Genomic DNA, 26,215 nt, shown 5'->3' with positions numbered 1-26,215 from the left:
GTGACGGCGACACCGGCCGGCGGCCGTCACGGGAGACCGTGGCGTGCCGCCGGTGCGGCCGTCGTCGTCACCCTCGCCATGATCGGCGCCGGCATGATCGGCGCCTCGTTGCAGACCACGCCCGCTCCCCGACCCCCACAGCCGTTGGCCCAGGCCGGCCCCGAGGTCAGCGGGTCGGCGGTCCCCGACAGCGACATCCCACCCGTCGACGGCGAAGCGGCGCCGACCGCGCTGACCCGGTCCGCTCCGACCACCATCGAGATTCCCCGGATCGGCGTCGACGCGACGATCATGTCGCTGGGCACCAACCCGGACGGCACCGTCCAGGTCCCCCCGCTGGAGCAGGCCGACCGGGCTGGTTGGTACGAGCCGGGGGCCAGCCCCGGCGAGACCGGTAACGCGGTCATCGTCGGGCACGTGGACTCGGCGAAGCTCGGCCCGGCCGTCTTCTTCGATCTTGGCGCGCTCGTGCCCGGTGACACGATCACCGTGCGGCGGGCGGATGGCCGGCCGGCGACGTTCCGGGTCGACTCGGTGAAGTCGTACCCGAAGACGTCCTTCCCCACCGAGTTGGTCTACGGGCCGAACGACCGGCCCGGCCTGCGGGTGGTGACGTGCGGCGGCCAGTTCGACGAGACCGTGCGCAGCTACCCCGACAACGTGGTCGTCTTCGCCACCCTGGCGGCGTGACCAACCCGTACACGAAGCGGTCCGGCCGGTCGGGTCACCCCGACCGGCCGGACCGCGTCCGGCGTAGTGACTCAGGCGGCGGCGGAGGTCCGCACCAGGGTGCGGATCTGGCGCAGCAGCACGGACAGGGCAGCGAGATCCGCCCGCGACTCGTCGAACTCCCCCATCGCCTGGCGGGCCCGGTGGATCGACGTGGCGTTCGACTGCTCCCACTGCTGCACCCGCTCGTGCGGCGGCAACTCGTCCCCGGTCGAGTCGAGCACCTCGGCGGTGAGCGCGGCCAACGCCGCGTACAGGTCGTACCGCAGCGCCATCCGCGCGAGGGTCTGCCAGCGGTCCTCCCGCGGCAGCAGGGAGATCTTCGACAGCAGCGAGTCCACCCGGAACAGGTCGGAGAGCACGAAGTAGACCGAGGCCACCTCGCTGACGTCCCGCCCGCTGGCGTTCGCGGTCTCCACCACGTCCATCAGACCGAAGCTGTACATCAGCCGGGTCGCCCGCTCGGCCAGCTCGCGGGGCAGCCCGCGCTCGGTCATCGAGTCGATGTGCGCCGCGATGGCCTGCCGCTCGCCGCCGTAGAACAGCTCCTCCAGACCCGGCAGCAGCCGGGTGACCCCGTCGCGCAGTCGGGCGATCTCGGCCGGCACGTCGATGGGCGAGCGCCGGTTGGAGACCAGCCAACGCACCGCCCGGTCGAGCAACCGGCGGGTGTCCAGGTAGACGCTGGTCTGCAACTCCGGCGCAACCTTGTTGTCCAGCGCCTCGACCGCGTCCCACAGGTCGCGCAGGCCGAACACCTCACTGACCACCACGTACGCACGGATCACGTCCGCGGCGCTGGCCGCCGTCTCCTCGACCACCCGGAAGATGAACGAGATGCCACCCCGGTTGATCGCCTCGTTGACCAGCACGGTGGTGACGATGTCCCGGCGCAGCCGGTGCCGGCCCATCCGGTCGGCGAACCGCTCACGCATGGGCGTCGGGAAGTAGTTGACCAGAACGTCGGTCGTCCACTCCTCGTCGGCCAGCCCCTCGGTGAGGATCTCCCGCTCAAGGACGATTTTCACGTACGCGAGCAGCACCGCGAACTCCGGCGCGGTCAGGCCGGATTCGCTCCGGACCGCCAACTCCTCGTCCGGCGGCAGCGCCTCCAACGCGCGGTCCAACCCGCCCGAACGTTCCAACTCGTTGATCATCCGGCGGTGCACCGGGAGCAGCGAGGCGGCCTGGGCCTGGGCGTTGTTGATCGCCCGAGCCTGGTCGTAGTTGTCGCGCAGCACCAGTTCGGCGACCTCGTCGGTCATCCCGGCCAACAGATCGTCCCGCTCGGCGGTGGTCAGCTCGCCGTCGGCCACCGCGGTGTTCAGCAGGATCTTGATGTTCACCTCGTGGTCGGAGGTGTCCACACCGGCCGCGTTGTCGATGAAGTCGGTGTAGATCCGGCCACCGGTCAACGCGTACTCGATCCGGCCGAGCTGGGTCCAGCCCAGGTTGCCGCCCTCGCCCGCCACCCGGCAGCGCAGGCTGCGCCCGTCCACCCGGATCGCGTCGTTGGACTTGTCGCCCACCTCCGCGTTGGTCTGGGTGGAGGCCTTGACGTACGTGCCGATGCCGCCGTTCCAGAACAGGTCCACCGGAGCGGTGACGATCGCCTTCATCAGCTCCTGTGGCGAGATCTGCGTGACGTCGTCGTCGAGGCCGATCGCCGCCCGGACCTGCGGCGTGATCGGAATCGACTTCGCGGTACGCGAGAAGATGCCGCCCCCGGCCGAGATCAGCTCCTCGTTGTAGTCCTCCCAGGAGGAGCGGGGCAGGTCGAACAGCCGCCGACGCTCCGCGTACGAGGTGGCGGCGTCCGGGTCCGGGTCCAGGAAGATGTGCCGGTGGTCGAACGCGGCCACCAGCCGGATGTGCTCGGAGAGCAGCATCCCGTTGCCGAACACGTCGCCGGACATGTCGCCGACGCCGACCACCGTGAAGTCCTCGGTCTGGGTGTCCAGGCCCAGCTCCCGGAAGTGCCGCTTCACGGACTCCCAGGCGCCACGGGCGGTGATGCCCATCTTCTTGTGGTCGTACCCGGCCGAACCGCCGGAGGCGAACGCGTCGCCCATCCAGAAGTTGTGCGCCAGCGAGATCTCGTTGGCGATGTCCGAGAACGTGGCCGTGCCCTTGTCCGCGGCGACCACCAGGTAGGGGTCGTCGCCGTCGTGCCGGACCACGTCGTCCGGCGGCACGATCTGCCCGCTGACGATGTTGTCGGTGACGTCGAGCATCGCGCCGACGAACTCCTGGTAGCAGGCGACCGCCTCGTCCCGGTCCCCCGGCTTCTGCTTCAGCACGAAGCCGCCCTTGGCGCCCACCGGCACGATCACCGTGTTCTTCACCATCTGCGCCTTGACCAGGCCCAGCACCTCGGTGCGGAAGTCCTCCCGACGGTCGGACCAGCGCAACCCGCCCCGGGCCACCGGCCCAAACCGCAGGTGCACACCCTCGAACCGGGGCGAGTACACGAAGATCTCGAACTTCGGCCGGGGCGCCGGCAGGTCCGGAATGGCCTGCGGGTCCAGCTTGAACGCCACGTACGCCTTCGGCCGCCCGCCGACCGGCTTCTGGTAGAAGCTGGTCCGCAGGGTCGCCTCGATCAGCGTCAGGTACGAGCGCAGGATCCGGTCCTGGTCGAGGCTGGCCACGTCGTCCAGCGCGCCCCGGATCGTCTCCACCAGCTCGCCGCTGCGCTGCCGCCGCTGCTCGGCGCTCAGGTCACCCGGCGCGAACCGGGTCTCGAACAGCTCCACCAGCAGGCTGGCGAGCTTCGGGTACGCGATGAAGGTCTGCTCCATGTAGTCCTGCGAGAAGACCGTGCCGGCCTGCCGCAGATACTTCGCGTACGCCCGCAGCACCACCACCTGCCGCCAGGTCAGTCCGGCGCGCAGCACCAGCTCGTTGAACCGGTCCACCTCGGCCTCGCCGCGCCAGGCCGCCGCGAACGCGTTCTCCACGTGCGGACGGACCTCGGCCAGCTCGTGGTGCCCCTCGGGCAGCATCAGGCCGAAGTCGTACAGGTAGACCCGACCGTCGATCCGGTCCACCTCGTACGGGTGCTCGTCGACCACCCGTACGCCGAGCGAGTGCAGCACGGGCAGCACGGCGGAGAGCATCATCGGCTCCCCGTACCGGTAGACCTTGAACCGCACGTTCATGTCGTCGGGCACGTCGGCGCCCGGCACGCGGGTGCCCGGCCGGGGCGCGAGCTGCTTGCGGAACAGGTGCATCTCGAGCTGGCCGGGCTCCTCCAGCAGCTCCAGCTTGGCCAGGTCCTTCATCGCCTCGTACGGCGTGTGCCCGTCCTTGTAGCCCTCCGGGAACGCGTCGGCGTACCGGGCGAACAGGTGCTTGGCCTGCTCGTCGCCGAGCTTGCGCTCCAGCACCAGCCGGTAGTCGTCGTCCCAGAGCCGGGTCGCGTCGGCCAGCTCCTCGGCCAACAGGTCGGCGTCGATCTCGCCGGGCGGCCGGGTCGGATCGGTACGGACGATGAAGTGGATCCGGGCGAGCATCGACTCGGTGACCCGGGTCGTGTAGTCCACCCCGACACCGTTCAGCTCGCGCAGCAGGATGTCCTGCATGCGCAGCCTGTTCTGCGTCGTGAACCGGTCGCGGGGCAGGTAGATCAGACAGGAGATGAACCGCCCGTACGCGTCACGGCGCAGGAACACCCGCAGCTGCCGGCGACCCGCCATCCGCAGCACGCCGATCACCGCGTGGTACAGGTCGTCGGTCTTGATCTGGAACAGCTCGTCGCGCGGGTAGGTCTCCAGGATCTGGAGCAGGTCCTTGCCGGAGTGGCTGCGCCGGCTCAGGCCGGAACGGTCGAGCACCTCGGCGACCTTGCGTCGCACCACCGGCAGCTCCCGGACGCTGGTCCGGTACGCGGCGGTGGAGAACAGCCCCAGGAAACGCCGCTCGCCGATGACCTCGCCGGCCTCGTTGAAGATCTTGAAGCCGATGTAGTCCAGGTACGCCGAGCGGTGCACGGTGGCCCGCGAGTTGGCCTTGGTGATGATGAGGAGGCGCTTCTCCAGCACCTTCTCGTGCGCCTCGGGCGTCATCGAGGCCAGCGACCGGGCGTCCGGGGAGTCCGAGCGCAGGATGCCCAGCCCGGTGCCGAGCACCGCTTCGAGGGCCTTGCCGTCCACCGGGTCCGCGGGGTTTCCGTCTGGGGCGTCGACCAGGCGGTACTCGCGGTAGCCGAGGAACGTGAAGTGGTCGTGCGCGAGCCAGCGCAGCAGCTCCACCGAGTCGGTGATGTCCTTCTCCGGCACCGGCGGGCGGTTGTCCGAGGTACGGGCCGAGGCCAGCTCGTCGGCGAGCGCGAGGGCCCGCTGACGCATCTTCGGCCAGTCCTCCACGGCCTCCCGTACGTCGGTGAGCACCCGTTGCAGCTCGTGCCGCAACCGGTCCCGCTCGGCCGCGTCCCGGACCGGGTCGATCTCGATCCGCATCCAGCTCTCGACGATGTCACCGGCGATCGCGTCGTCCGGCTCCACGTCCGCCGAAACCTCGGTGAGCTGGCCCAGCGGCTCGCGCCGGACCACCACCAGCGGGTGCACCAGCAGGTGTACGTCGAGGTGGTACGAGTTGAGCAGCGCGGTCACCGAGTCGACCAGGAACGGCATGTCGTCGGTGACGATCTCGACGACGGTGTGGTGCTGGTCGGCGTGCGGCTCGTGGATGCGCAGCTTCAACTCGCCGGGCACCCGCTGCTGCGCGAGGTCCCGGTGCGCCCGGGCCGCGTCGAGCATCTCCTCCGCCGTGAAGCCGACCAGCTCCTCGTCCGGGGCGAACCGCCAGAAACGGCCGACCAGGGTCGCCGCGTCATGGTCGTCCCCGGCGAGCGCGACGGCCTGGGCCACCAGCCGCTCCGCGTTGGGTACGGGTTCGTCGAGCTCGGCGTCCTCCACGTCGTCGGCCAACGCCTCGCTCGGCAGACCCAGATCGTAGATGGTGTCGATGCTCGACCCGGTCAGCCCTGTGACGCCGGTGTCGAGCCGGCCGTAGCCGTCCCCGTCGGTCGCCGAATCGAAGCTGTCCTCGTCCCGCCCGGAGTTATCCGGTCGGAGGTCGGGTTCCGGTTTGATCGCCGGACGCCGGTCCATCGGTGCCACTCCCCTCGACCCACCGCGTTGTGGGTCACTCTGCCGCCCAGCCTAGGCCTGCCGTTTGCCGCCTTCGTCGGCGGACCACTGGCAGGGCGTCCGGATCGGGACTTCGTCCTTTCACCCGTTGCGGGTCCGAGGTTGGCCGGTTGCGGGATACCCCGCCGCGCGATGTTCATCACACCGGCTCGGTCCGTCTTTCCGCACGTCGAGGACTTCCCGGGGCGTTGGGGACAGCGTTCGCGTACTACCGTGCAGAGCAGCACGAGATCGGAAGGACCGCTTCATGACCTTGTCCTACCCCCGCCCAAACCGGTCGAACCGCGCGCGCCGAGTGGCCGCGCTCACCGCGTCCCTGCTCACCGCCGGTGTGCTGGCGGCGTGCTCCGGAGACGACGGGCCGGAGCGCAGCGCCGACGCCTTCCTCGCCGGTTGGCGCAGCGGCGACCTGCAGGCAGTCGCCATGGTCGACTCGACCGGCGCGAAGACGCCGGCGGCCGAGGTGAGCAAGGAGATCAAGGAGCTGTCCGGCGAGCTGGCCAGCACCCCGCCCACGCTGACCCGGCAGGGCGATCCGAAGATCACGAAGAACATCGCGACTACCACCATCCGGGTGGACTGGACGCTGCCGGGCCAGACCCACTGGACGTACGACCGGGAGCTGCGGCTCATCCAGGGCGACGACGACCAGTGGCGGGTGATGTGGGAGCCGCGGGTCCTCCACGAGCAGCTCACCAGGGGCGACCGGCTGGCGCTGCGCCGCGACGCCGGCCCGCGTGCCGGCGTGCTGGACGCGGCGGGCACGCCGATCGTGTCACCGCGCCCGATCGTGCGGGTGGGCGTGCAGCCCAACCAGGTCACCGACATCAAGAAGCTGGTCAAGGATCTCGACGCCGCCTTCAAGGCGATCCGTCCGGCTCTGGTCCCCGGCGTCGACCTGGCCGACCTTCCCAAGCGGGTCGCCGAGGCCGATCCGGGTGCGTTCGTCGAGGTGGTGACCCTGCGCGAGGACGCGTACAAGCAGATCAAACCTCGCATCTACGACCTGCCCGGCACCAAGTTCATCTCCGACAAGCTCGACCTCGCACCCACCCGCGAGTTCGCCCGCGCGCTACTCGGCAGTGTCGACCAGGCGCAGGCCGACGACCTCACTGCCCACCCCGACAGGTACGTCGCCGGCGACCTCGTCGGACACGGTGGCCTGCAGGGCCGCTACGACGAGCGGTTGCGCGGCGCCCCCGGGCTGACCGTCCTGGTCGAACGGCCCACCGAGGACGGCAAGCTCGCGCCCACCGGCACCGAGCTGTTCCGCCGCGATCCCCAGCCGGGCCAGGCGCTGAAGACCACCCTGGACGTGGCCACCCAGAACGCGGCCGACGGGGCACTGCGCGCGGAGCCGCTCCGCTCCGCCCTGGTCGCGGTACGGGTCAGCGACGGCGCGGTACTCGCCGCCGCCAACGGTCCCGGCCCGGCCGGCGAGAACCTGGCGTTCAGCGCACAGGTACCGCCGGGCTCCACCTTCAAGATGGTGAGCGCGCTGGGCCTGCTGGACCGGGGCGCGGTCACTCTGGACGGCCCGGTGGAGTGCAAGAAGACCTTCACCGTCGACGGCCGGTCCTTCAAGAACTCGGACAACTTCGAGTTGGGCTCGGTGCCGTTCCGCACCGACTTCGCGAAGTCCTGCAACACGGCCTTCGCTTCGCTGGCGCCGAAGCTCGGCGGCGACGGGCTGGCCGCCGCCGGCCGGTCCCTGGGGCTGGAGGGGCAGTGGGACCTCGGCGTGGATGTCTTCACCGGCAAGGTCTCCACCGGCGGCAGCCCCGCCGAGCAGGCCGCCGCGTCGTTCGGCCAGGGCACCACGCTGGTCAGCCCCCTGGCCATGGCCGGTGCCACGGCGGCCGTCGCCCGGGGCCGCTTCGAGCAGCCGAAACTGCTGGTCGACCCGGCGCCGGCCAAGCCGGCCCCGCCCGGTGGGCAGCTCAAGCCGGAGTCCGTCACGGCGCTGCGCACGATGATGCGCGAGGTGGTCACCGCCGGCACCGCCAGCGCGCTCAAGGACGTCCCGGGCGGCGAGGTGTACGGCAAGACCGGCACCGCCGAGTTCGACGACAACCCGGCCCACACGCACGCCTGGTTCGTGGGCTGGCGGGGTGACGTCGCATTCGCCGTGTTCGTGGAGAAGGGCGGCGCCAGCACCGCCTCGGCCGTCCCGATCGCCGAACGCTTCCTCCGCGCCCTGCCTACCCCCTGACCCACCCGACCCTTGATCCACTCGGTTTCACTGAAACCGGGGCGTCCAAGCCGTCCGGACACCCCGGTTTCGCTGATACCGAGTGGATCACGAGTCGGGTGGCCGCGAGCGGGTCAGGCGGTGTCGGTCTGGGGCCGTTCGGGTGCGTTCTGGGCCGGCGGGGAGGGCCGCCGCAGCAGACCCGGGCCGGCCGACGCGGGCGGACCGACCGGTTCGCGCTCGACCGTGGCCGCGATCTGCGCCGCGAGCCCCGACGGCTCGACCGTCGCCGCGAGCCCCGACGGCTCGACCGTCGCCGCGAGGCCCGACGGCTCGACCGTCGCCGCGAGGCCCGACGGCTCGACCGTGGCCGCGATCTGCGCCGCGAGCCCCGACGGCTCGACCGTGGCCGCGATCTGCGCCGCGAGGCCGGAAGGCTCGGACGGGGACCGGTCGCGGATCACGGATGGCTCGGCCTCCGCCGCGACCTCGTCGGCCGCCTCACTCCTCGACACCGGGAGGCGGGAGGAGCCGAGGCCGGGAGAGGCTGCGCCGGACGTGTCGTCCTCGTCGAGGCCCTCGCCGTCGAACTCATCGAACCGGGCAGCGTCGGCGACGGTGCCCGCACCGCGATCAGGGCTGGCAGAGCCCGGCACCCCCGCGGCACGAGCAAGCCCGGCGGGCCCGCCGTGGCGCTCGGCGCGGTCGGACCGGCCGGCGGCCGTCGTCCGTTCGGTGGCACGTCTCGCGGCGGTCGTGGGCCGGGGCGACAGCAGCCGCGGCGGCATCGCCTCCGGGGCACTGACGGGAGCCAGACCGGCGACCACGGTGTTGACGATCTCGGCGGCGTACGAGCCGTCCGGGTCGTAGTCGGGGTCGAAGACGGTCAGTTCAACGCCGAGGCAGTGTGGCGTGTCGACCAGGCCGGCGAGCAGGATCTCCAGCTCGGCGAAGGCGATGCCGCCCGGGTCGGGGGCGTCGACGGCCGGCATCACCGCCGGGTCGAGGACGTCGACGTCGATGTGCACCCAGTAGCCCGCGCAGTCGGCGAGCTGCTCGTGTGCCCACTGGGCGGTCCGGGCGGCGCCCTCGGCGCGCAGCGCGGGGACCGGGCGGGTGGTGATGCCGGCGGCCTGGAGGTCGAGGCGGTACTCGTCCTGCGCACGGATGCCGAGCACCACCACGTCGATGTCGCGGAAGTAGGGCCGGCGACCCTCCAGGGCGGCCAGGTCGGCCTGCCCGCGCCCGGTGACCAGGGCCAGGTCCTCCCCGGCGGCCGCGCCGACGTAGGAGGCGTTGCCGGGGTGCCGGAAGTCGGAGTGCCCGTCGACGAAGACCAGTCCGATCCGCCCGCCGACCGCCTCACCGAGGCGGTGCATGGCGAGCGCGGAACCGAGCAGCACGGAACAGTCGCCACCCAGCACCACCGGGAACTCACCCCGGTCGATGATCGAGCCGATCCGCTCGGCGAGCGCGAGCGAGTAGTCGGCGATCTCCCGGGCGTGGCACACGCCGTCCCCGGGCCGCCAGTCACCGGGGTCGTACCGGGGTGGGGTGAGGCACCCGGCGTCGCGGGCCCGCAGCCGGGCCAGCAGGTCGTGGTCGCGCAGCGCGCCGGGCGCCTTGGCGCAGCCCGGCACGGAGGTGGACGTCGGCGGTCGCAGGCCGAGGTTTGTCGGCGCGTCGAGGACGGCGATCCGGCGCATCATGAGCTCCCGTCCCCGGTGGTCGGGCGGGCCGGCGAACGCCGGCCCGCGCTGGCGTACTACGCACTCACAGTCGTGCTGCGGACTCAGAACAGGGCGCTGGCCAGTGCCCTACGGGCCGAGGCGACCGCCGGATCGTCCGGGCCGGCGATGGAGAAGAGCGACACCAGGTGCTGGCGGACCGTCTCGCGGTCCTCACCGGCGGTGCGCCGGACCAGGCCGACGAGGCGGGCGTACGCCTGCTCGGCCAGCCCGCTGAGCACCTCGATGTCGGCGGCCAGCAGTTGGGCCGCGACGTCGTCGGGGGCGCTCTCGGCGGCGGCCAGCGCGGTGGCCGGGTCGGCGCCCGCCACCCGGCGTGCCACGCCGACCTGGGCGAGGCCCGCCGTGGCCGCGGCGTCCGCGGGGGCGTCGGCGAGAATCTTGCGGTACGCCTGCTCGGCGGCGTCCAGGTCGCCGCTCATGAGCGCGTCGTCCGCCTCGTCGAGGCGCGGGTCCTCCGGCTCGGCGACGGTCACGCCGCCGGCCTTGAGAACGGCCTGGATCCACTGGCGGAGCTGGGCCTCGGGCACCACACCGGAGAAGGCGTCGATCGGCTGGCCGCCGACGACCGCGTAGACCGTCGGGACGCCCTGGACCCGGAACATCTGGGCGATCCGCGGGTTTTCCTGCACGTCGACCCGGGCCAGCAACCAGGCGCCGCCGCCCTCGGCCGCCAGCCGCTCGAGCACCGGGGCGAACTCGTCGCTCTCGGGGAAGCCAGCCGCGCCGAAGAAGACGATGACGGGCATGGCCATCGACTGCTCGAGCACCGCGGACTGGATGGTCGCTTCGGTGACGTCGACGATGGGGGCGTTGTCGGCGGTCGGTGCGCCCGGTGTGCCGGCGGACGGGCCGCCCTGCGGGGGTGCGCCGGGGCGGGTACCGGCTGGTGCGGGGCCACGCAGCGTGCTGAGGTCGACCGCGCCGCGGGTAAAGATCGACGAGGTGATCCGTGGGTCGCTCATGGTTACCTAGTCTCGCACGTGGGCCCGCATTCCCGGCTCACCCACAACTCCAACGTCGCAACTCTCACGCCTATCGGACAACGCGAAACGGCCCCCCGTTCCCAGCCCCGTCGATCTTGCGCTTTCGGTTGCCGCTACGTCACTTTTGCGGCTTATGCCGCCACAGAAACCGCAAGATCGACGGGGCTGAGGGGCCGGGGGGTCAGAAGCGGGCGGGTTCGCGGTAGGTGCCCCACTCGGCTCGCAGGGCGTCGCAGATCTCGCCGAGCGTGGCCTCGGCGCGGACGGCGTCGAGCATGGCGGGGATCATGTTCCCGTCGGTGCGGCTGACCTCGACCATCCGGGTCACCGCCGCGCGCACCGCGGCCTCGTCCCGCGCGCTCTTGCGCTCGGCGAGCACCCGGCGCTGCTCCAGCTCCACCTCGTGCGAGATGCGCAGAATCTCCAGTTCCTTGGCGACCGTGCCGGTGTGGCGGTTGACGCCGACGATCTTCTTGTCGCCCTTCTCCAGGGCCTGCTGGTAGACGAACGCCGACTCGGCGATGTGCCCGGTGAACCAGCCGTCCTCGATGCCACGCAGGATGCCCGAGGTCATCGGACCGATCTGGTGCGGCCCCTCCCCGCCGAGCTGGCGGATGCGGGCGAAGATCTCCTCCGCCTCGGCCTCGATCTTGTCGGTCAGCGCCTCGACGTACCAGGAGCCGCCGAGCGGGTCGGCCACGTTGACCACGCCGGTCTCCTCCATCAGCACCTGCTGCGTCCGCAGGGCGATCTCGGCGGACTCGTCGGTGGGCAGCGCGAGGGTCTCGTCGAGCGCGTTGGTGTGCAGCGAGTTGGTGCCGCCGAGCACCGCGGCGAGCGCCTCGACGGCCGTCCGCACGACGTTGTTGACCGGTTGCTGCGCGGTCAGCGACACGCCGGCGGTCTGGGTGTGAAAGCGCAGCCAGAGCGCCTTCTCGCTGGTCGCGCCGTAGACGTCGCGCAGCCAGCGGGCCCAGATCCGGCGGGCGGCGCGGAACTTGGCGATCTCTTCGAAGAAGTCGAGGTGCGAGTCGAAGAAGAAGCTCAGTCCGGGCGCGAACACGTTCACGTCGAGTCCGCGCGAGAGACCCAGCTCGACGTAGCCGAAGCCGTCGGCGAGGGTGTACGCCAGCTCCTGCGCGGCGGTCGAGCCGGCCTCGCGGATGTGGTAGCCGGAGACCGACAGCGGCTTGTAGCGCGGGATCTCGGCCGCGCAGTACTCCATCAGGTCGCCGATCAGGCGCAGGTGCGGCTCGGGGTCGAACAGCCACTCCTTCTGCGCGATGTACTCCTTGAAGATGTCGGTCTGCAACGTGCCGTCCAGCGTGGACAGGTCGGCGCCCTGCCGCTCGGCGGCGACCAGGTACATGCAGAACACCGGCACGGCCGGGCCGGAGATCGTCATGGAGGTGGTGACGCCGGCCAGGTCGATGCCGTCGAAGAGCGCCTCCATGTCGGTGGCGGTGTCGATGGCGACGCCGCAGTGCCCGACCTCGCCGAGCGACTGCGGGTCGTCCGAGTCGCGGCCCATCAGCGTCGGCATGTCGAACGCGACCGAGAGGCCGCCGCCGCCGGCGCCGAGGATCATCTTGTAACGCTCGTTGGTCTGCCGCGCGTTGCCGAAGCCGGCGAACTGCCGGATCGTCCAGGTCCGACCGCGATAGCCGGTGGGATACAGACCCCGGGTGTACGGGTACTCGCCCGGCCAGCCGATGCGCTCGAAGCCCGGGTAGGAGGTGCCCTCGGGCGGCCCGTAGACCGGGTCGACGGTCATCCCGGAGAGCGTGGTGAAGTCGGCGTCCCGCTTGCGCGCGGAGTCGTACCGGGCCTGCCAGCGTGCCCGTCCGGCGGCGATCTCGTCGGCGTCCATGCGCGGGGCTCCTCCTCGGTTGCTCGACCAGCACACCGAGTGTAGAGCCCTTGCCTGAACGATCGCTAAGTCAGGCCATACCGGCGGGTAACCAGACGAGCCACGATCAACCGGCGGCGCCCGGCTGGTTCAGCTCGATGTCGTCCACCGTGACGTTGACCTGCGTGACCGACAGGCCGTACTTCTCCACCGCCTCGATGACCGCGGCCCGCACCGCCTCGGTCACGTCGGCCACGACGGAACCGGCGTCGATCACCAGAACCACGTTGACGACGGCCGAGGTGCCCTTCACGTCGGCCGAGACGCCCCGGCGGGCGTCGCCCACCTCGTCCAGGCCGACCTTGTCGAGCACGCTGTTGAAGAACCGGGCCACGTCACCGCCGAGGTCGGCGACACCGGGAACCGCGCGAGCGGCCGCACCGGCGATCTTCTCCACCACCTCGTCGGACACCGACGTCACACCCCGGGCCGCGCCCGTCGTCGGCTGCGTCGTGCCGGCGTTCTCCACCGCGTCCGTCATGCTCACGTCTCCCCTGGTCCCGGTGCACTGTGGACCGACCTGATCGTCGGTCCGCCGCGTGGCAGGTCGCTGCCGGCCGCGAGCCTACTAAAACCGGAGGGCGCTTCGCGTCCAGGCGCGCGCATCGCGCGGCCGTTGACGCCGGGTCAGTTCGCGAGTTGGGCGAGCAGCTCGTCCGCAGCCGCGTACGGGTCGAGGTCACCGGCAGCGACGGAGGCGGCGAGCGTGCTCAACTCCGTACCGTCGCGCAGTGAGCCGATCCTGGCGCGGAGGGCGCCGAGCGCGATGGCCTCGATCTCGGCGGCGGCCCGCGCCTCCTGCCGGCGACGCAGCTCGCCGTGCTCGACCAGCCAACCGCGGTGCTTGTCGAGGGCGGCGGCGATGTCGTCGATGCCCTCGCCCCGGGCCGCGACCGAGCGGACCACCTGCGGCCGCCACTGCCCCGGCCCGCGCTCGCCGAGCGCGATCATGCCCTGGATGTCGCGGACCGTGGCGTCGACGCCGTCCCGGTCGGCCTTGTTGACCACGAACACGTCGGCGATCTCCAGGATGCCGGCCTTGACGGCCTGGATCGCGTCGCCCATGCCCGGGGCGAGCAGCACCAGCGTGGTGTCGGCCAGCGAGGCCACCTCCACCTCGGCCTGCCCGACGCCGACGGTCTCCACCAGCACCACGTCGCAGCCGGCGCCCTCCAGCACCCGGACCGCCTGCGGCGTCGCCGCCGCCAGCCCGCCGAGATGCCCCCGACTGGACATCGACCGGATGTAGACACCCGGGTCGGTGGCGTGGTCCTGCATCCGCACCCGGTCGCCGAGGATCGCCCCGCCGGTGAACGGGCTGGACGGATCGACCGCCAACACGCCGACCCGATGGCCCCGCGCCCGCAGCGCGCGGACCAGCTCGTTGGTGGTGGTCGACTTGCCCACCCCGGGCGAGCCGGTCAGCCCGACCACCTGGGCTTGACCGGCGTACGGCGCCAGCGCGGCGGCGATCGCCGGCAGCAGCGCGTCGCCGTTCTCCACGAGGGTGATCAGGCGGGCCACCGCCCGGGGGTCACCGGCGCGGGCCCGCTCGACCAGCAGCGGTACGTCCCGGCTACGGCGCACCGACGTGGCTCCCGCCGCCGGAGCGTGCCCGGTCGTCTCGCTCACTGTGCCGGAACGTGGATGATCAGCGCGTCACCCTGGCCACCGCCGCCACACAGCGCCGCCGCGCCGGTGCCACCGCCGCGACGCTTCAGCTCCAGGGCGAGAGTGAGTACGAGACGCGCGCCGGACATGCCGATCGGGTGGCCCAGGGCGATCGCGCCGCCGTTGACGTTGACCTTGTCGGGGCTGATGCCGAGGTCACGCGTGGACTGGATGCCGACCTGAGCGAAGGCCTCGTTGATCTCGATGAGGTCCAGGTCCTCGACGCTCAGGCCGCCCTTCTTGAGGGCGTGGTTGATCGCGTTGGACGGCTGCGAGTGCAGGGAGTTGTCCGGGCCGGCCACGTTGCCGTGCGCGCCGACCTCCGCCAGCCAGGTCAGGCCCAGCTCGGTGGCCTTGGCCTTGCTCATCACGACCACCGCGGCGGCGCCGTCGGAGATCGGCGAGGAACTGCCGGCGGTGATGGTGCCGTCCTTGGCGAAGGCGGGCCGCAGCTTGGCCAGCGACTCCGCGGTGGTGTCCGGCCGGATGCCCTCGTCGTCGCTGATCACCAACGGGTCACCCTTGCGCTGCGGGATCAGCACCGGGGTGATCTCCTCGGCGAAGTGGCCGTTCTTCTGCGCGGCGGCGGCCCGCTGGTGGCTGGTCGCGGCGAACGCGTCCTGCTCCTCGCGGGTGATGCCGTGCCGCGCGCCGAGCCGCTCGGTCGACTCGCCCATCGAACAGCAGTCCCAGGCGTCGCTGAGCCCGTCGTGCGCCATGTGGTCCTTGACCACCACGTCGCCGTACTTGTAGCCGGTGCGCTGACCCATCAGCAGGTGCGGCGCGTTGGTCATCGACTCCATCCCGCCGGCCACCACGATGTCGAACTCGCCGGCCCGGATGAGCTGGTCGGCGAGGGCGATCGCGTCCAGGCCGGACAGGCAGACCTTGTTGATGGTCAACGCCGGCACCGACATCGGCACGCCGGCCTCGACCGCCGCCTGCCGGGCCGGGATCTGACCGGCACCGGCCTGGAGAACCTGACCCATGATCACGTACTGGACCTGGTCGGGGCTGACACCCGCCCGCTCCAGGGCCGCCTTGATGGCGATCCCGCCGAGCTTGGTGGCCGGGAGATCCTTGAGGTTGCCCAGCAGCCGGCCCATGGGGGTCCGCGCGCCGCTGACGATCACCGAAGCCATGCCTGCCTCCGAGGGGGGGTGCCGAGCTGTACGCCTGAACGATGGTTCGGCCAGACTAGCGCCATGACAGAGAACTCCCCCGTCGAGCCCGGTGCGGACTACGTCACAGACATCGGACTTCGCAAGATCGACCACGTCGGCATCGCCGTCGCCGACCTGGACGCCGCGATCGACTTCTACCAGCGGACCTTCGGGATGCGCTGCGTACACGTCGAGACCAACGCCGAACAGGGCGTACGGGAAGCGATGCTGGCCGTCGGGCCGACCGCCGAGGGCGGCTGCGTGCAGTTGCTCGCCCCGCTCACCGCGGAGTCGACGATCGCGAAGTTCCTGGATCGCAACGGGCCGGGCGTGCAGCAGGTCGCGTACACCGTGGCGGACATCGACGTGGCCTGCGCGGCGCTGCGTGAGCGGGGGATGCGGCTGCTCTACGACGAGCCGCGACGCGGCACCGCGGACAGCCGGATCAACTTCGTCCACCCCAAGGACGCCGGCGGCGTCCTGATCGAACTGGTCCAACCCGCCGCCACGCATTGACGGCTTGAAGGAAGGGCCCTTTGTTAACGCCTCGCGTATAGCAGGGGGCCCTTCCTAACGCCTGGCGAGGGCGCGCTCACACGCACGTCCGTGCGCGGTTCTCGCCCTGGTCGGGCAGCTTCACGCATCGGCGGATGCAGTTTTTCACAGAGGACTTCCGGCTTTAGCTACCGTTCAGTAACGTCCCGCCCCACAGGAGCGCGGCCGGTGCCGGATGTGTCGAATGCCGACATGGCGGTCGCGTCCCACCGGCGCCGACGATGGCAGCACCCGGGCCCGCGCGGGTGTGGGACGAACCGGAGGTCACCGTGCAGGACATCCTCGAAGCGATCATGGCGGCGGAGGAATCGAACGACCCGGACCGGGAACTGGCCGGCGTCGCCGGACTTCCCGTACCGGAGAGTTACCGGGGCGTGGTCGTCCGCGCCGAGGAGTCCCGGATGTTCGACGGCATGTCCACCCGGGACAAGGACCCCCGCAAGGCGCTGCACGTGCAGGAGGTGCCGACGCCGGAACTCGGACCGGGCGAGGCGCTGATCGCCGTGATGGCCAGCGCGATCAACTACAACACGGTGTGGACCAGCATCTTCGAACCCGTATCCACTTTCCGGTTCCTCGAGCGCTACGGCCGGGTCTCCGAGCTGACCCGTCGGCACGACCTGCCGTACCACGTGGTCGGTTCGGACGCGGCCGGCGTGGTGCTGCGTACCGGTCCCGGGGTGACCCGGTGGGTGGCCGGTGACGAGGTCGTCGCGCACTGCCTCTCGGTCGAACTGGAGGACGCCGCCGGGCACGACGACACGATGCTCGACCCGCAGCAGCGGATCTGGGGCTTCGAGACCAACTTCGGCGGGCTGGCCGAGCTCGCCGTGGTCAAGGCCAACCAGCTCATGCCCAAGCCGCGCCACCTCAGCTGGGAGGAGGCCGCCAGCCCGGGGCTGGTCAACTCGACCGCGTACCGGCAGTTGGTCTCCCACCACGGCGCCAACATGAAGCAGGGCGACGTGGTGCTGATCTGGGGCGCGTCCGGTGGCCTCGGCGGGTACGCCACCCAGATGGCCCTCAACGGCGGCGCGATCCCGGTCTGCGTCGTCTCCTCGCCCGAGAAGGCCGAGCTGTGCCGCAGCATGGGCGCGGAGCTGGTCATCGACCGGGCCGCCGAGGACTTCCGGTTCTGGAGGGACGACCAGACCCAGGACCCGGACGAGTGGCGGCGGTTCGGTGAGCGGATCCGCGAACTCACCGGTGGAGAGGACCCGGACATCGTCTTTGAGCACCCCGGCCGGGAGACGTTCGGCGCGAGCGTCTACGTGGCCCGGCGCGGCGGCACCATCGTCACCTGCGCGTCCACGAGCGGCTTCCAGCACCAGTACGACAACCGCTACCTCTGGATGCATCTCAAGCGGATCGTGGGCAGCCACTTCGCCAACTACCACGAGGCGTGGCAGGCCAACCGGCTGGTCGCGCTCGGCAAGGTGCACCCGACGGTGTCCCGCACCTACTCCCTCGAACAGACCGGTCAGGCCGCGTACGAGGTGCACCGCAACGCGCACCAGGGCAAGGTCGGCGTGCGCTGCCTCGCGCCGTCGGACGGGCTGGGTGTCCGGGACGGGGAGCTGCGGGCCCGGCACGAAGCGGCGATCAACCGGTTCCGGGGGCACTGAGCGGGACACTTCCGGGGGCACTGAGCGGGACACCGGCCGGACGGATGAGCACCCGATGGCCAATGCGGTGATCGGCCATTGTTCTTCCACCCCCATTAGCCCGAACCCATGCGGGTCGAACAAAGGGTCACGGGAGACACCCCGTGGCCCTTTTTCGCGTCACGCTGCGTGGCCTCCGCCCGGCCCGGGACCTGCCAAGATCGCCGATTGGTCCGGCCCCGGGGGCCAGGGCAGTTGACCATGTAAAGAGGAGACGAAAGCTGCGTACCGCTCTTGCGAAGCACCCTGGGGCGTCTGCCAGTATGTCCCAATGCCCCAGCAGCAGTCCTCCCCTCTCGCGTTCTTCGATAACGCGAACTCGCAGCCAGATTTCACCGTTGGCCTGCGCGGATACAACACTCACCAGGTCGATGACTTCATCGGCCGGATGACCGCCGCGCTGACCCAGTCCGAGCAGGCCCGTGCCGAGGCCGAGCAGCGGATGAACGACGCCCAGCGTCGCCTCCGCCAGGCCGAGCAGCGCATGAGTGCGCTGGAGCAGAAGCTCACCGACACCAACAAGCAGCTCGAAGAGAACAGCCGGCCCACCCTCTCCGGGCTCGGCACCCGCGTCGAGCAGATCCTCCGGCTCGCCGAGGAGCAGGCCAACGACCACCGCAACGAGGCCAAGCGCGAGTCGGAGGGCATCCTCTCCGCCGCCCGCCTCGAGGCGCGGGAGATCACGGACAAGGCCCGCGCCGAGGCCGCCGCGATGAAGGCCACTGCGGAACGCGAGGCGGGCAACCTGCGTACCGCCGCCGAGCGGGAGGCCGCCGAGGTCCGGGTGCAGGCCCGCCGCGAGGCCGACACGCTGCGCGCCGACGCTGACCGCGAGACCAAGCAGCTCCGGACGGTCACGGCACACGAGGTGGCCGAGCTGAAGTCGACCGTGGAGCGGGAGGTGGCCACCCTGCGCGCCACCGCCGAGCGGGAGATCACCCAGCAGCGGGCCAAGGCCGCCCGCGAGGCCGAGGAGAAGCGCGCCGAGGCCACCAAGCTGCTGACCGACGCGCGGGACAAGCGCGACAAGGACCTCCAGGCCCTGGAGCTGCAACTCGCCGAGCGGCGCGAGAAGGCCGAGCGCGAGGAGTCCGAGCGGCACGCCGCCCAGGTGGCGCAGACCCAGAAGATGGTCAGCGAGGCCGAGCAGCGCGCCCGCGCCGCCCAGGAGCGCGCCAAGGAGATCGAGCAGCGCGCCGAGGCCCGTCGCGTCGAGTCGGAGCGCAACGCCGCCGAGACGGTCGACAAGGCCAAGGCCCAGTCCGACAAGATGCTCAACGAGGCCAAGGCCGAGTCGCAGCGTCTACTCACCGAGGCCCGCACCGAGGCCGAGCTGACCACGCAGGCCGCCCGCCGCGAGGTCGAGGACCTCACCCGGCAGAAGGACGCGGTCACCTCGCAGCTCGGGCAGATGCTCTCCGGGCTCGCCGGCATCGTGCCCGGCGTTCCCTCGTCGCCGCCCGCCGCGGCGGCGAAGCCCGAGACGAAGAAGACCGACGGCGCTCAGGAGCGGGTCACCGCGGAGACCGCCGGCTGACGCGAGGCGTCAGGTTGGGGCATCGACGGCGCGAGGTGACACCGGGTAACCGGTGTGACCTCGCGCCGTGTGCGTTTCCCAACCCTTGGTGTGGTGCCCTCGCCACGGAGTGAAGTAGGTCCCACAAGCGGCGTCCGTATCGCCCCAGCCGCGGGCGATGCGTGTGAGGATGGGGGCATGTCGCACGGCGAGGAACTGTTCGCTCTCGGCGGGGACGTGACCACGGAGCCCAGCTTCGAGTCCGCTCTCCGGGGGTACGAGAAGAAACAGGTTGACCGGTACGTCGCACGTGCCGAGCACGAGATCGCGACCCTCGCCGCCGAACGGGAACAGGCCTATACACAGATCCACAAGCTCGCCGGCCAGGTCGAGGTGCTGCAGCGGGATCTGACCCAGGTCCGCAAGCAGATGAACGTGGTCGACCGGGCTTCCTTCCGGCATCTGGGTCCCCGGGTCGAGTCGATCCTCACCCTCGCCGAGGAGCAGGCCGAGCAGATCCTGTCCGCGGCCAACGAGGAGATCGACGCCCGTCGGGCCGCCGCCGAGCACATCATCGAGGAAGCCCGCGAGCAGGCCGCCCGGGCCTTGAAGGACTTCGAGATCGCTCTCGCCGCCCGACGCCAGGAGGAGGAGCGGCACAGCGCCTCCCGCCGCGCGGAGGCGGACGCGACCCTGCGCTCGGCCAAGGACGAGTCGGCAAAGCTGCGCAAGGCAGCGCAGGACGAGCTGGCCAAGGCCCAGCAGGAGGCCACCCAGCTGCGGGACGCCGCCAAGGAGATTCACACCCGGGCCCAGCAGGAGGCCACCAAGCTGCGCGAGGAGGCCCGCGAGGCGCTGGCCACCGCCCGCCAGGAGGCGGCGGAGCTGCGCGAGGCGGCCAAGGAAGTGCACGTCAAGGCCCAGCAGGAGGCCAAGCGGCTCACCGACACCGCGACCGAGGCGGGCCGGGCGACCCACGCCAAGGCCCAGCAGGAGGCCAAGCAGATCATCGACGACGCGTCGATGGCCGGCCGGGCCACCCGGGCCAAGGCCCAGCAGGAGGCGGAGCGGCTCACCACGCAGGCGTCCGAGGCGTCCAAGCGCAGCCGGGCCGAGACCGAGGCGTACGTGCAGCGCATGCGCGGCGAGACCGAGGCGTACGTGCAGCAGTCCCGGGCGCAGACGCAGCAGGAACTCGGCGCCTGGCGGGCGGGCGTGGAGCAGGAGGTCAACTCGCGGCGCGAGGCGGCCGATCGGGAGCTGGCCCAGCGCCGGTCCACCGCCGAGCAGGAGTTCGCCAAGCGCCGCGACGAGCTGGACAAGCAGCACGAGTCCCGCCAGCAGGAGTTGGAGTCGGGCTGGACCGCGCGCCGCGACGAGCTGGAGACCGAGTACACCAGCCGCAAGAACGAGATCGAGCAGGGCGCGGACGCCATCCGGCAGGCGGCCGAGGCGGACGCGGCGACCCTGCGCCAGCGCGCCGAAACCGAGGCCGCCGAGATGCTGAGCCGCGCCGAGACCGAGGCAGGCGACAAGCGGCGCAAGGCCGACGAGCACGTCGCGGCCTCACGCCGCCAGTTCGAGGAGTACGCGGCCACCACCCAGCAGCATCTCGCGACCACGCAGCAGCACCTGGCGGCGACGCAGCAGGAGGCGGCGGCGGGTCGGCAGCAGCTCGCTCAGGTGATGTTGGAGATCGCGCAGGCCCAGCAGCAGCTCGCCGACCTGCGGCAGGAGACCTGGAAGGCCCGGCAGGAGTCCGACGAGATCGAGCGCCAGATGGCCGAGCTGCGGCTGCGCACCATCACCGGCCCGGTCGACGGTCCGACGTCGCCGGCGACCGGCGACCGCCCCGACGCGCCGGCCAGTGCCGCGACCGTGGCGGCCAACGGCAGTGCCGCGACCGTGACGGCGGGCAGCGGGACCGGTCCGGGCGACGGCGACGCTTCCGCCGTGCCGGCCGAGGCCGCGACCGTGTCGGCCAGCGGGGGCAGCGGCCCGGGCGACAGTGACGACGCCACTGCCGGTGACGGTACGGCCGGTAGCGGAGCGGCGGGTGACGGTGCTGGCGGTAGCGATGCGGCGGGTGGCCTCAAGGCCGCGCCCGCCGACGTCCGGCAGCCGGCGAACGCCAGCGCCGATGAGGCCGGGCAGGCCGGCACTCGACCGGTGGCCGAGCCGATGACGACTGTCGACGGCGGCACGGCCAGCGCCGGGGTGGACGGCGAGCCGACGGTGGCCGCCGTTCCGGGCGAGGGTGGCCGGGGCGCCAAACCAACCAAGATCACCAGTACGGGTGAGAACGGCAAGCGGCCCACCAAGCCGACCACCGACGAGCGCAGCGCCAAGCCCAGCAAGGTCACCATCGAGAAGGACTGACGGGACGCCTCCGACAGATTCGTGATCGACTCGACATCGCTGATGTCGGGCTGTCCCGCTGCCCAAGACACCCCGACATCAGGGATCTGGAGTGGACCATTGCCGTTCACCGGAAAGAGGGTGGGTCGCTGAGCGGCCGACGACACGAGTGGAGCACCATTGACGGTGTTGTGGTCGACAGTGACCACCGCACCGCCACTGCCGTCGCCCGTTCCCACCGCCCGACCGGGAGGTCCTGGTGCCGCAGCACGATCCGTCGGCCGAGGATCCGGACCTGAGCGCATACCGCCCGCCGGCCGAGAGCCCGTCCGGCGACGACCCGGCCATGCCCCCTGGTCCCCCGTCCGCGAAACCGCCACCGCCGGCGGAGACGCCACCGGCGGAGACGCCACCGGCGGAGACGCCACCGGCGGAGACGCCACCGGCGGAGACGCCACCGGCGGAGACGCCACCGGCGGAGACGCCACCACCGGTCCCGGTGCCAGCCCCGGGATTCGACCCGGACGAGCCTCCAGCGGTCCCGTCGGGGAAGTTCGGCACGCCGGGGCGTCCGCTACGGCGCAGCAGTTTCCTGATCGGCTTCACCGGCGCGCTGGGCGTGCTGCTGGCGTACACCCTCTATCTGGGGATCCGGAATGCCGGCGGCATTCTGGTGCTGGTGGTGATCGCGCTCTTCCTGGCGGTGGGCCTCAACCCGGCGGTGGTGCGCCTGCGCACCTGGGGTGTGCCCCACGGCCTGGCGGTGGCGGTGGTGGCGCTGACCGTGGTGCTGCTGCTCTGCGGCGGCATCGTGGCGCTGGTCCCGCCGATCGTGACGCAGTCCGGGCAGTTCATCGACCAGATTCCGAGCCTGCTCGACGAGTTGCGTCGCAATCCCACGGTCAACGACCTGGTGGAGCGGTACGACGTGGTGGAGCGGGTGCAGGGCGCGGCCAACGCCGACACCATCGGCCGGGCCCTCGGCGGGGTCCTCGGTGGCGCCCAACTGATCTTCGGCACGGTGTTCCGGACGCTGACCGTGCTCGTGCTGACCATCTACTTCCTGGCCTACTTCAACCGGCTGCGTTCCCTGGGCTACGCGCTGGTGCCCCGGTCCCGCCGCGAACGGGCGGAGTTGATCGGTGACGAGATCCTGGCCAAGGTGGGCGCGTACATGGTCGGCGCGTTGAGCATCGCGGTCCTGGCCGGCGCGACCACGTTCGTCTTCGCGCTGATCGTCGGCCTGCCGTACCCGTTCGCGCTGGCCGTGGTCGTCGCCGTCACCGATCTGATCCCGCAGATCGGCGCGACCCTGGGCGCGGTGATCGTGAGCCTGGTCGGCTTCGCCGCCGACCTACCCACCGGCATCGCCTGCGCGGTGTTCTTCCTCATCTACCAGCAGATCGAGAACTACCTGATCTACCCGAAGGTGATGCGGCGCTCGGTCGAGGTCAACGAGGTCGCCGCCCTGCTGGCGGCACTGCTCGGCGTGGCGCTGCTGGGCGTGGTGGGCGCGCTGATCGCCATCCCCACGGTGGCCGCGCTGCAACTGATCCTGCGTGAGGTGGTGCTCCCCCGCCAGGAGCGCAACTGACGCCGCCGGAACGCAACTGTCGCCGCCCGACGCGGAACGCAACTGACGCCGCCCGAAGCGGGACCGACGCCGCCCGAAAGCGGAACTGCGCGGAATCAGTCGGCCGGGCGGGGTACGGGCGTGTCGGCGAAGGCGGCCACCGTCCGGTCGGCGTACGCGCTGACGTCGCCGGTCTCCATCGGCCCGTCCCAGGTCGTCGGCAGGGGCACGTCGACCCCGGGGTTGACCCGCTTGACGATCTCGTCGAGCACCGTCTCCGCGTCGCCCACCCAGAGGTGCTTCGCACCGGGCACCCCGACCACCTCGGCCTGCGGCACCGCCGCGAACCGCTCCCGCGCCTCGACCGGACGCAGGTAGTCGTCGAACTCGGGCACCAGCGCCACCAGCGGCCGACCGGACGTGCTCCAGGTCGCCAGGTCGTCCGGCGTCGAGAAGCGCAGCGGCGGGGAGAGCAGGATCGCTCCGGCCACGGCCGGGTCGCAGCCGTACTTGAGGGCCAGGTCGGTGCCGAACGACCACCCGACCAGCCAGATGTTGGGCAGTTCGGCGAACTCCGCGTACTCGATAGCGGCGGCCACGTCGTACCGCTCGCCCACCGCGCCGTCGAAGGCGCCCTCGCTGGTGCCGCGCACGCTGCTGGTGCCCCGGGTGTTGAACCGCAGCACGGCCAGGTCGGCCAGCGCCGGCAGCCGCCAGGCCGCCTTGCGGAACACGTGGCTGTCCATCATCCCGCCGTGCGTGGGCAGCGGATGCAGGCAGACCAGGGTGCCCACCGGGGGCCGGTCGGCCGGCAGAGCCAGCTCGCCGACCAGCCGCAGCCCGTCGGCGGTGTGTAGCTCGATGTCCTCCCGGCGGCCGGGCAGGATCGACGACGCGCGGATCGCTGTGCTCACCGCCCAAGTCTGTCGCGAAGTCGCCGCCGCCGCCCACCGAGGCACGAACAGGGTGATCCAGATCGCTCAGTAGCGCGGCGTGCCCCGGCCGCGCTGCACCGCCGGCCCGCGCCGTTCCCGGGCACGCCAGCAGCCGCTGTGCCAGTGCCGACGGTCGGTCAGGTCACCCAGGCCGTCGGCCGGCCAGGCCACCAGGTGCGCCACCCCGGGGCGGATCTCCTGGTCACAACCGGGGCAGCGGTACGTCTTGACCGACGCGCCCGCCCCGATCCCGCGTACCTGCCAGGCGCCGTCGGTCCACTGCTGCACCGAGGCGACACCCTGGCGAGCCCGGTCGGCGTCCAGGTTGGCGTTCTCGTCCCGGCGAGGGCGATTGCGACGGGGGCTCACGCACCCAAGGTTACGGTCACTCCCAGCTGGCCGGCTCGCCAAGGTCGTCGGCCACCCGGAGCCCACCGATCACCGTGCTGACCTCCGCGTCCGTGGGGGACCGCTCCCAGCGGTTCTCGTACCCCATCGACAGCAGCGTGTTGGGGATGCCGAGGACGTGCCAGAAGTCGCCCATGTCGAACACCGGCCTGCCGGCGATCTCGCGGTTGGCTTTCCCTCGGTCGCCGGAGGGCGGACGGGGTGAGTAGTACAGCCGTACGGGCAGGGTGGCCTTGCCGTCGAGCTTGACGATCAACGCCACCTCGGTCTGGTCCGAAACGCCTCCCGGCATCTGCGTAGGAGTTGTGGTTCCGGTCACGTTCGCAGTGCGTGGCCAGGCCAGCCGCCGTACCGACACGTCGCACTCGCTGATCCGGGCGCCCTGCGGCAGAGCGGTCAACCGGATGGGCGCGACACAGCGACGGGCCTCGTCGAACCGAAGCGCCGCCGCCGTCCGGCGGATCTCGGCGTCGGTGTCCCCGAGTGCCGAGACCCGGGCGTACAGGCCCGGGGCGGGCTGCCAGCGCAGGACCCAACCCCGCGCGGGCTGGTCCAGCCGACGTATCACCCCGTTGTACCTTGAACCGGGGTCGGACCGGCCGGTCCGGTCAGGATCCGTGTCACTGGTGGAGTCGCCCGTCCGGTCGGGGCCGATGTCATGAAGCTGGCTCGGGTCGCCGATCTCGGCCGACTGCGGGTCGGCGGCCACGATCGCCATGGCCTGCACGCCACCCCCCAGGTCCAGTCGCATGCTCTCGGCCTGGCCCGCCGAGCGCCAGGCAACCGGCTTCGCGACCGTCGGGTCGATGCCGAAGTGCAGCAGCCCCGGGTCCGTGCCAACCAGGTCAGGACGCGTCGCTGCCCCGGGGACCCCCGGCGCCAGCGGTGGCGTGACCACGACGGGACTGGGCGTGACGGTCGGCTGTGGCGGTGCGGCCGAGGGCATGCGCAGTGCCACGCCGGTCCCGAGTACCACCGCGACGCCAAGCGCGGCCCCGATGACGGCACGTCGCCGCCGTCGACGGGCCCGTCCCCCGTTCACCGCCGCCGTCATCAGGCGATCGGTGTCCACGTGCCCGTCGGCGTGCTCCCGCAGTGCCCGTGCGATCCACTCGTCGAGGTCGGTCACGGCCGGCTCCCGTTCGTCGTGGAAACGCCGTGGCGCTCCCGCAGCTGACTGAGCGCCCGCATCGCATGAGTGCGGACGGTGACCGGTGAACAGCCGAGGATCTGGGCGATGGTGAGGTCGTCGAGGTCCTCGTAGTACCGCAGCACGAGCACCGCACGCTGCCGGTCCGGCAGACCGAGGATCAGTCTCCACATCTCGTCCCGGTCGGCCGAGTCGCTGCTGAAGTCGCCGCGCCCCGGCCGGTCGGCGAACTCCGCCGTGGCCATCTCGTGGCTGGATCGGCGACGCCACCAGGAGGTGTTGGCGTTGACCATCATCCGGCGCACGTAGACGTCCGGGCGGTCAGCACGGGAGATCCTCCGCCAGTGCACGTACGCCCGGGACAGCACCTCCTGGGTAAGGTCGTCGGCCCGGTGCTCGTCACCGGTCAGCAGTCGAGCCAGCCGGACGAGCGCTGGCCCGCGACTGCTGACGTACTCCTCGAAGGTCACATCACTCAGACGCCGTCGCCGGTGCCCGGCGTTGAC

17 protein-coding genes and 1 pseudogene are annotated in these 26,215 nt (G+C 71.5%); 7 read left to right on the top strand and 11 right to left on the bottom strand.

Features of this window, described 5'->3' with window-relative positions:
• A complete protein-coding gene (locus ACIBTX_RS24195; RefSeq protein ID WP_357134211.1) occupies positions 1-690 on the top strand; it encodes a class F sortase in 690 nt (229 codons plus the stop codon).
• Between the two features lie 71 nt (positions 691-761).
• On the opposite strand, the gene ACIBTX_RS24190 is transcribed toward ACIBTX_RS24195, so the two are convergent.
• Positions 762-5,843, bottom strand: a complete 5,082-nt coding sequence (locus tag ACIBTX_RS24190) for an NAD-glutamate dehydrogenase (protein WP_396833050.1) — start codon at positions 5,841-5,843, stop codon at positions 762-764.
• 286 nt (positions 5,844-6,129) lie between these two features.
• On the opposite strand from ACIBTX_RS24190, the gene ACIBTX_RS24185 reads away from it, so the two are divergent.
• Positions 6,130-8,094: a penicillin-binding transpeptidase domain-containing protein gene (locus ACIBTX_RS24185; protein ID WP_357134207.1), complete on the top strand. Its 1,965-nt coding sequence runs from the start codon at positions 6,130-6,132 to the stop codon at positions 8,092-8,094.
• 518 nt (positions 8,095-8,612) lie between these two features.
• Here ACIBTX_RS24185 and ACIBTX_RS24180 read toward each other — a convergent pair.
• The 6 genes and pseudogenes from ACIBTX_RS24180 to ACIBTX_RS24155 form a co-directional block, all read right to left on the bottom strand.
• Positions 8,613-9,782, bottom strand: a pseudogene (locus tag ACIBTX_RS24180) (arginase family protein); the annotation flags it as partial.
• Between the two features lie 83 nt (positions 9,783-9,865).
• Entirely contained in the window at positions 9,866-10,786 is a 921-nt protein-coding gene (locus ACIBTX_RS24175; protein ID WP_357134205.1) for a tetratricopeptide repeat protein, read from the bottom strand.
• 202 nt (positions 10,787-10,988) lie between these two features.
• Positions 10,989-12,677: a methylmalonyl-CoA mutase family protein gene (locus ACIBTX_RS24170; RefSeq protein WP_357134203.1), complete on the bottom strand. Its 1,689-nt coding sequence runs from the start codon at positions 12,675-12,677 to the stop codon at positions 10,989-10,991.
• A 106-nt stretch (positions 12,678-12,783) separates the two neighbouring features.
• Positions 12,784-13,197, bottom strand: coding sequence for an Asp23/Gls24 family envelope stress response protein (locus ACIBTX_RS24165; RefSeq protein ID WP_357134201.1), 414 nt, complete (start codon positions 13,195-13,197; stop codon positions 12,784-12,786).
• Positions 13,198-13,343: 146 nt separating this feature from the next.
• The gene (gene meaB, locus ACIBTX_RS24160; protein WP_357134200.1) at positions 13,344-14,348 is read right to left on the bottom strand and encodes a methylmalonyl Co-A mutase-associated GTPase MeaB; all 1,005 of its coding nucleotides are present in this window, start codon (positions 14,346-14,348) and stop codon (positions 13,344-13,346) included.
• A complete protein-coding gene (locus ACIBTX_RS24155) occupies positions 14,345-15,529 on the bottom strand; it encodes an acetyl-CoA C-acetyltransferase (protein ID WP_357134198.1) in 1,185 nt (394 codons plus the stop codon). The genes meaB and ACIBTX_RS24155 overlap by 4 nt, the downstream gene beginning before the upstream one ends.
• A gap of 63 nt (positions 15,530-15,592) precedes the next feature.
• Here ACIBTX_RS24155 and mce point away from each other — a divergent pair, with 63 nt between their 5' ends.
• From mce to ACIBTX_RS24130, 5 genes are all read left to right on the top strand, one after another.
• Positions 15,593-16,066 carry a methylmalonyl-CoA epimerase gene (gene mce, locus ACIBTX_RS24150; RefSeq protein WP_357134195.1) on the top strand — a complete coding sequence of 158 codons (474 nt, stop codon included), beginning with the start codon at positions 15,593-15,595 and terminating at the stop codon, positions 16,064-16,066.
• A 308-nt stretch (positions 16,067-16,374) separates the two neighbouring features.
• On the top strand, positions 16,375-17,730 hold the full coding sequence (gene ccrA / locus ACIBTX_RS24145) for a crotonyl-CoA carboxylase/reductase (RefSeq protein ID WP_357134257.1): 1,356 nt from the start codon (positions 16,375-16,377) through the stop codon (positions 17,728-17,730).
• Between the two features lie 310 nt (positions 17,731-18,040).
• On the top strand, positions 18,041-19,306 hold the full coding sequence (locus ACIBTX_RS24140; protein ID WP_357134193.1) for a cell division protein DivIVA: 1,266 nt from the start codon (positions 18,041-18,043) through the stop codon (positions 19,304-19,306).
• A gap of 177 nt (positions 19,307-19,483) precedes the next feature.
• On the top strand, positions 19,484-21,664 hold the full coding sequence (locus ACIBTX_RS24135) for a hypothetical protein (protein ID WP_396833049.1): 2,181 nt from the start codon (positions 19,484-19,486) through the stop codon (positions 21,662-21,664).
• A 325-nt stretch (positions 21,665-21,989) separates the two neighbouring features.
• Positions 21,990-23,237: an AI-2E family transporter gene (locus ACIBTX_RS24130; RefSeq protein WP_396833074.1), complete on the top strand. Its 1,248-nt coding sequence runs from the start codon at positions 21,990-21,992 to the stop codon at positions 23,235-23,237.
• A 95-nt stretch (positions 23,238-23,332) separates the two neighbouring features.
• Here ACIBTX_RS24130 and ACIBTX_RS24125 read toward each other — a convergent pair whose 3' ends face one another.
• From ACIBTX_RS24125 to ACIBTX_RS24110, 4 genes are all read right to left on the bottom strand, one after another.
• Complete coding sequence (locus ACIBTX_RS24125; RefSeq protein ID WP_357134187.1) at positions 23,333-24,130, bottom strand: alpha/beta hydrolase; 798 nt, start codon at positions 24,128-24,130, stop codon at positions 23,333-23,335.
• A gap of 66 nt (positions 24,131-24,196) precedes the next feature.
• Positions 24,197-24,520, bottom strand: coding sequence for a hypothetical protein (locus ACIBTX_RS24120; protein WP_237747203.1), 324 nt, complete (start codon positions 24,518-24,520; stop codon positions 24,197-24,199).
• 16 nt (positions 24,521-24,536) lie between these two features.
• Positions 24,537-25,688 (bottom strand): hypothetical protein, encoded by a 1,152-nt coding sequence (locus ACIBTX_RS24115; RefSeq protein WP_396833048.1) that lies wholly within the window; start codon positions 25,686-25,688, stop codon positions 24,537-24,539.
• On the bottom strand, positions 25,685-26,179 hold the full coding sequence (locus ACIBTX_RS24110; RefSeq protein ID WP_357134182.1) for a SigE family RNA polymerase sigma factor: 495 nt from the start codon (positions 26,177-26,179) through the stop codon (positions 25,685-25,687). Before ACIBTX_RS24110 ends, ACIBTX_RS24115 begins: the two co-directional genes overlap by 4 nt.
• Positions 26,180-26,215: the final 36 nt, after the last annotated feature.

The sequence above is a fragment of the Micromonospora sp. NPDC049359 genome, assembly GCF_044466585.1.
Taxonomy (GTDB): domain Bacteria; phylum Actinomycetota; class Actinomycetes; order Mycobacteriales; family Micromonosporaceae; genus Micromonospora.
Note: the sequence above shows the minus strand (reverse complement) of the source record. Positions and strands in the feature narration are given on the sequence as shown.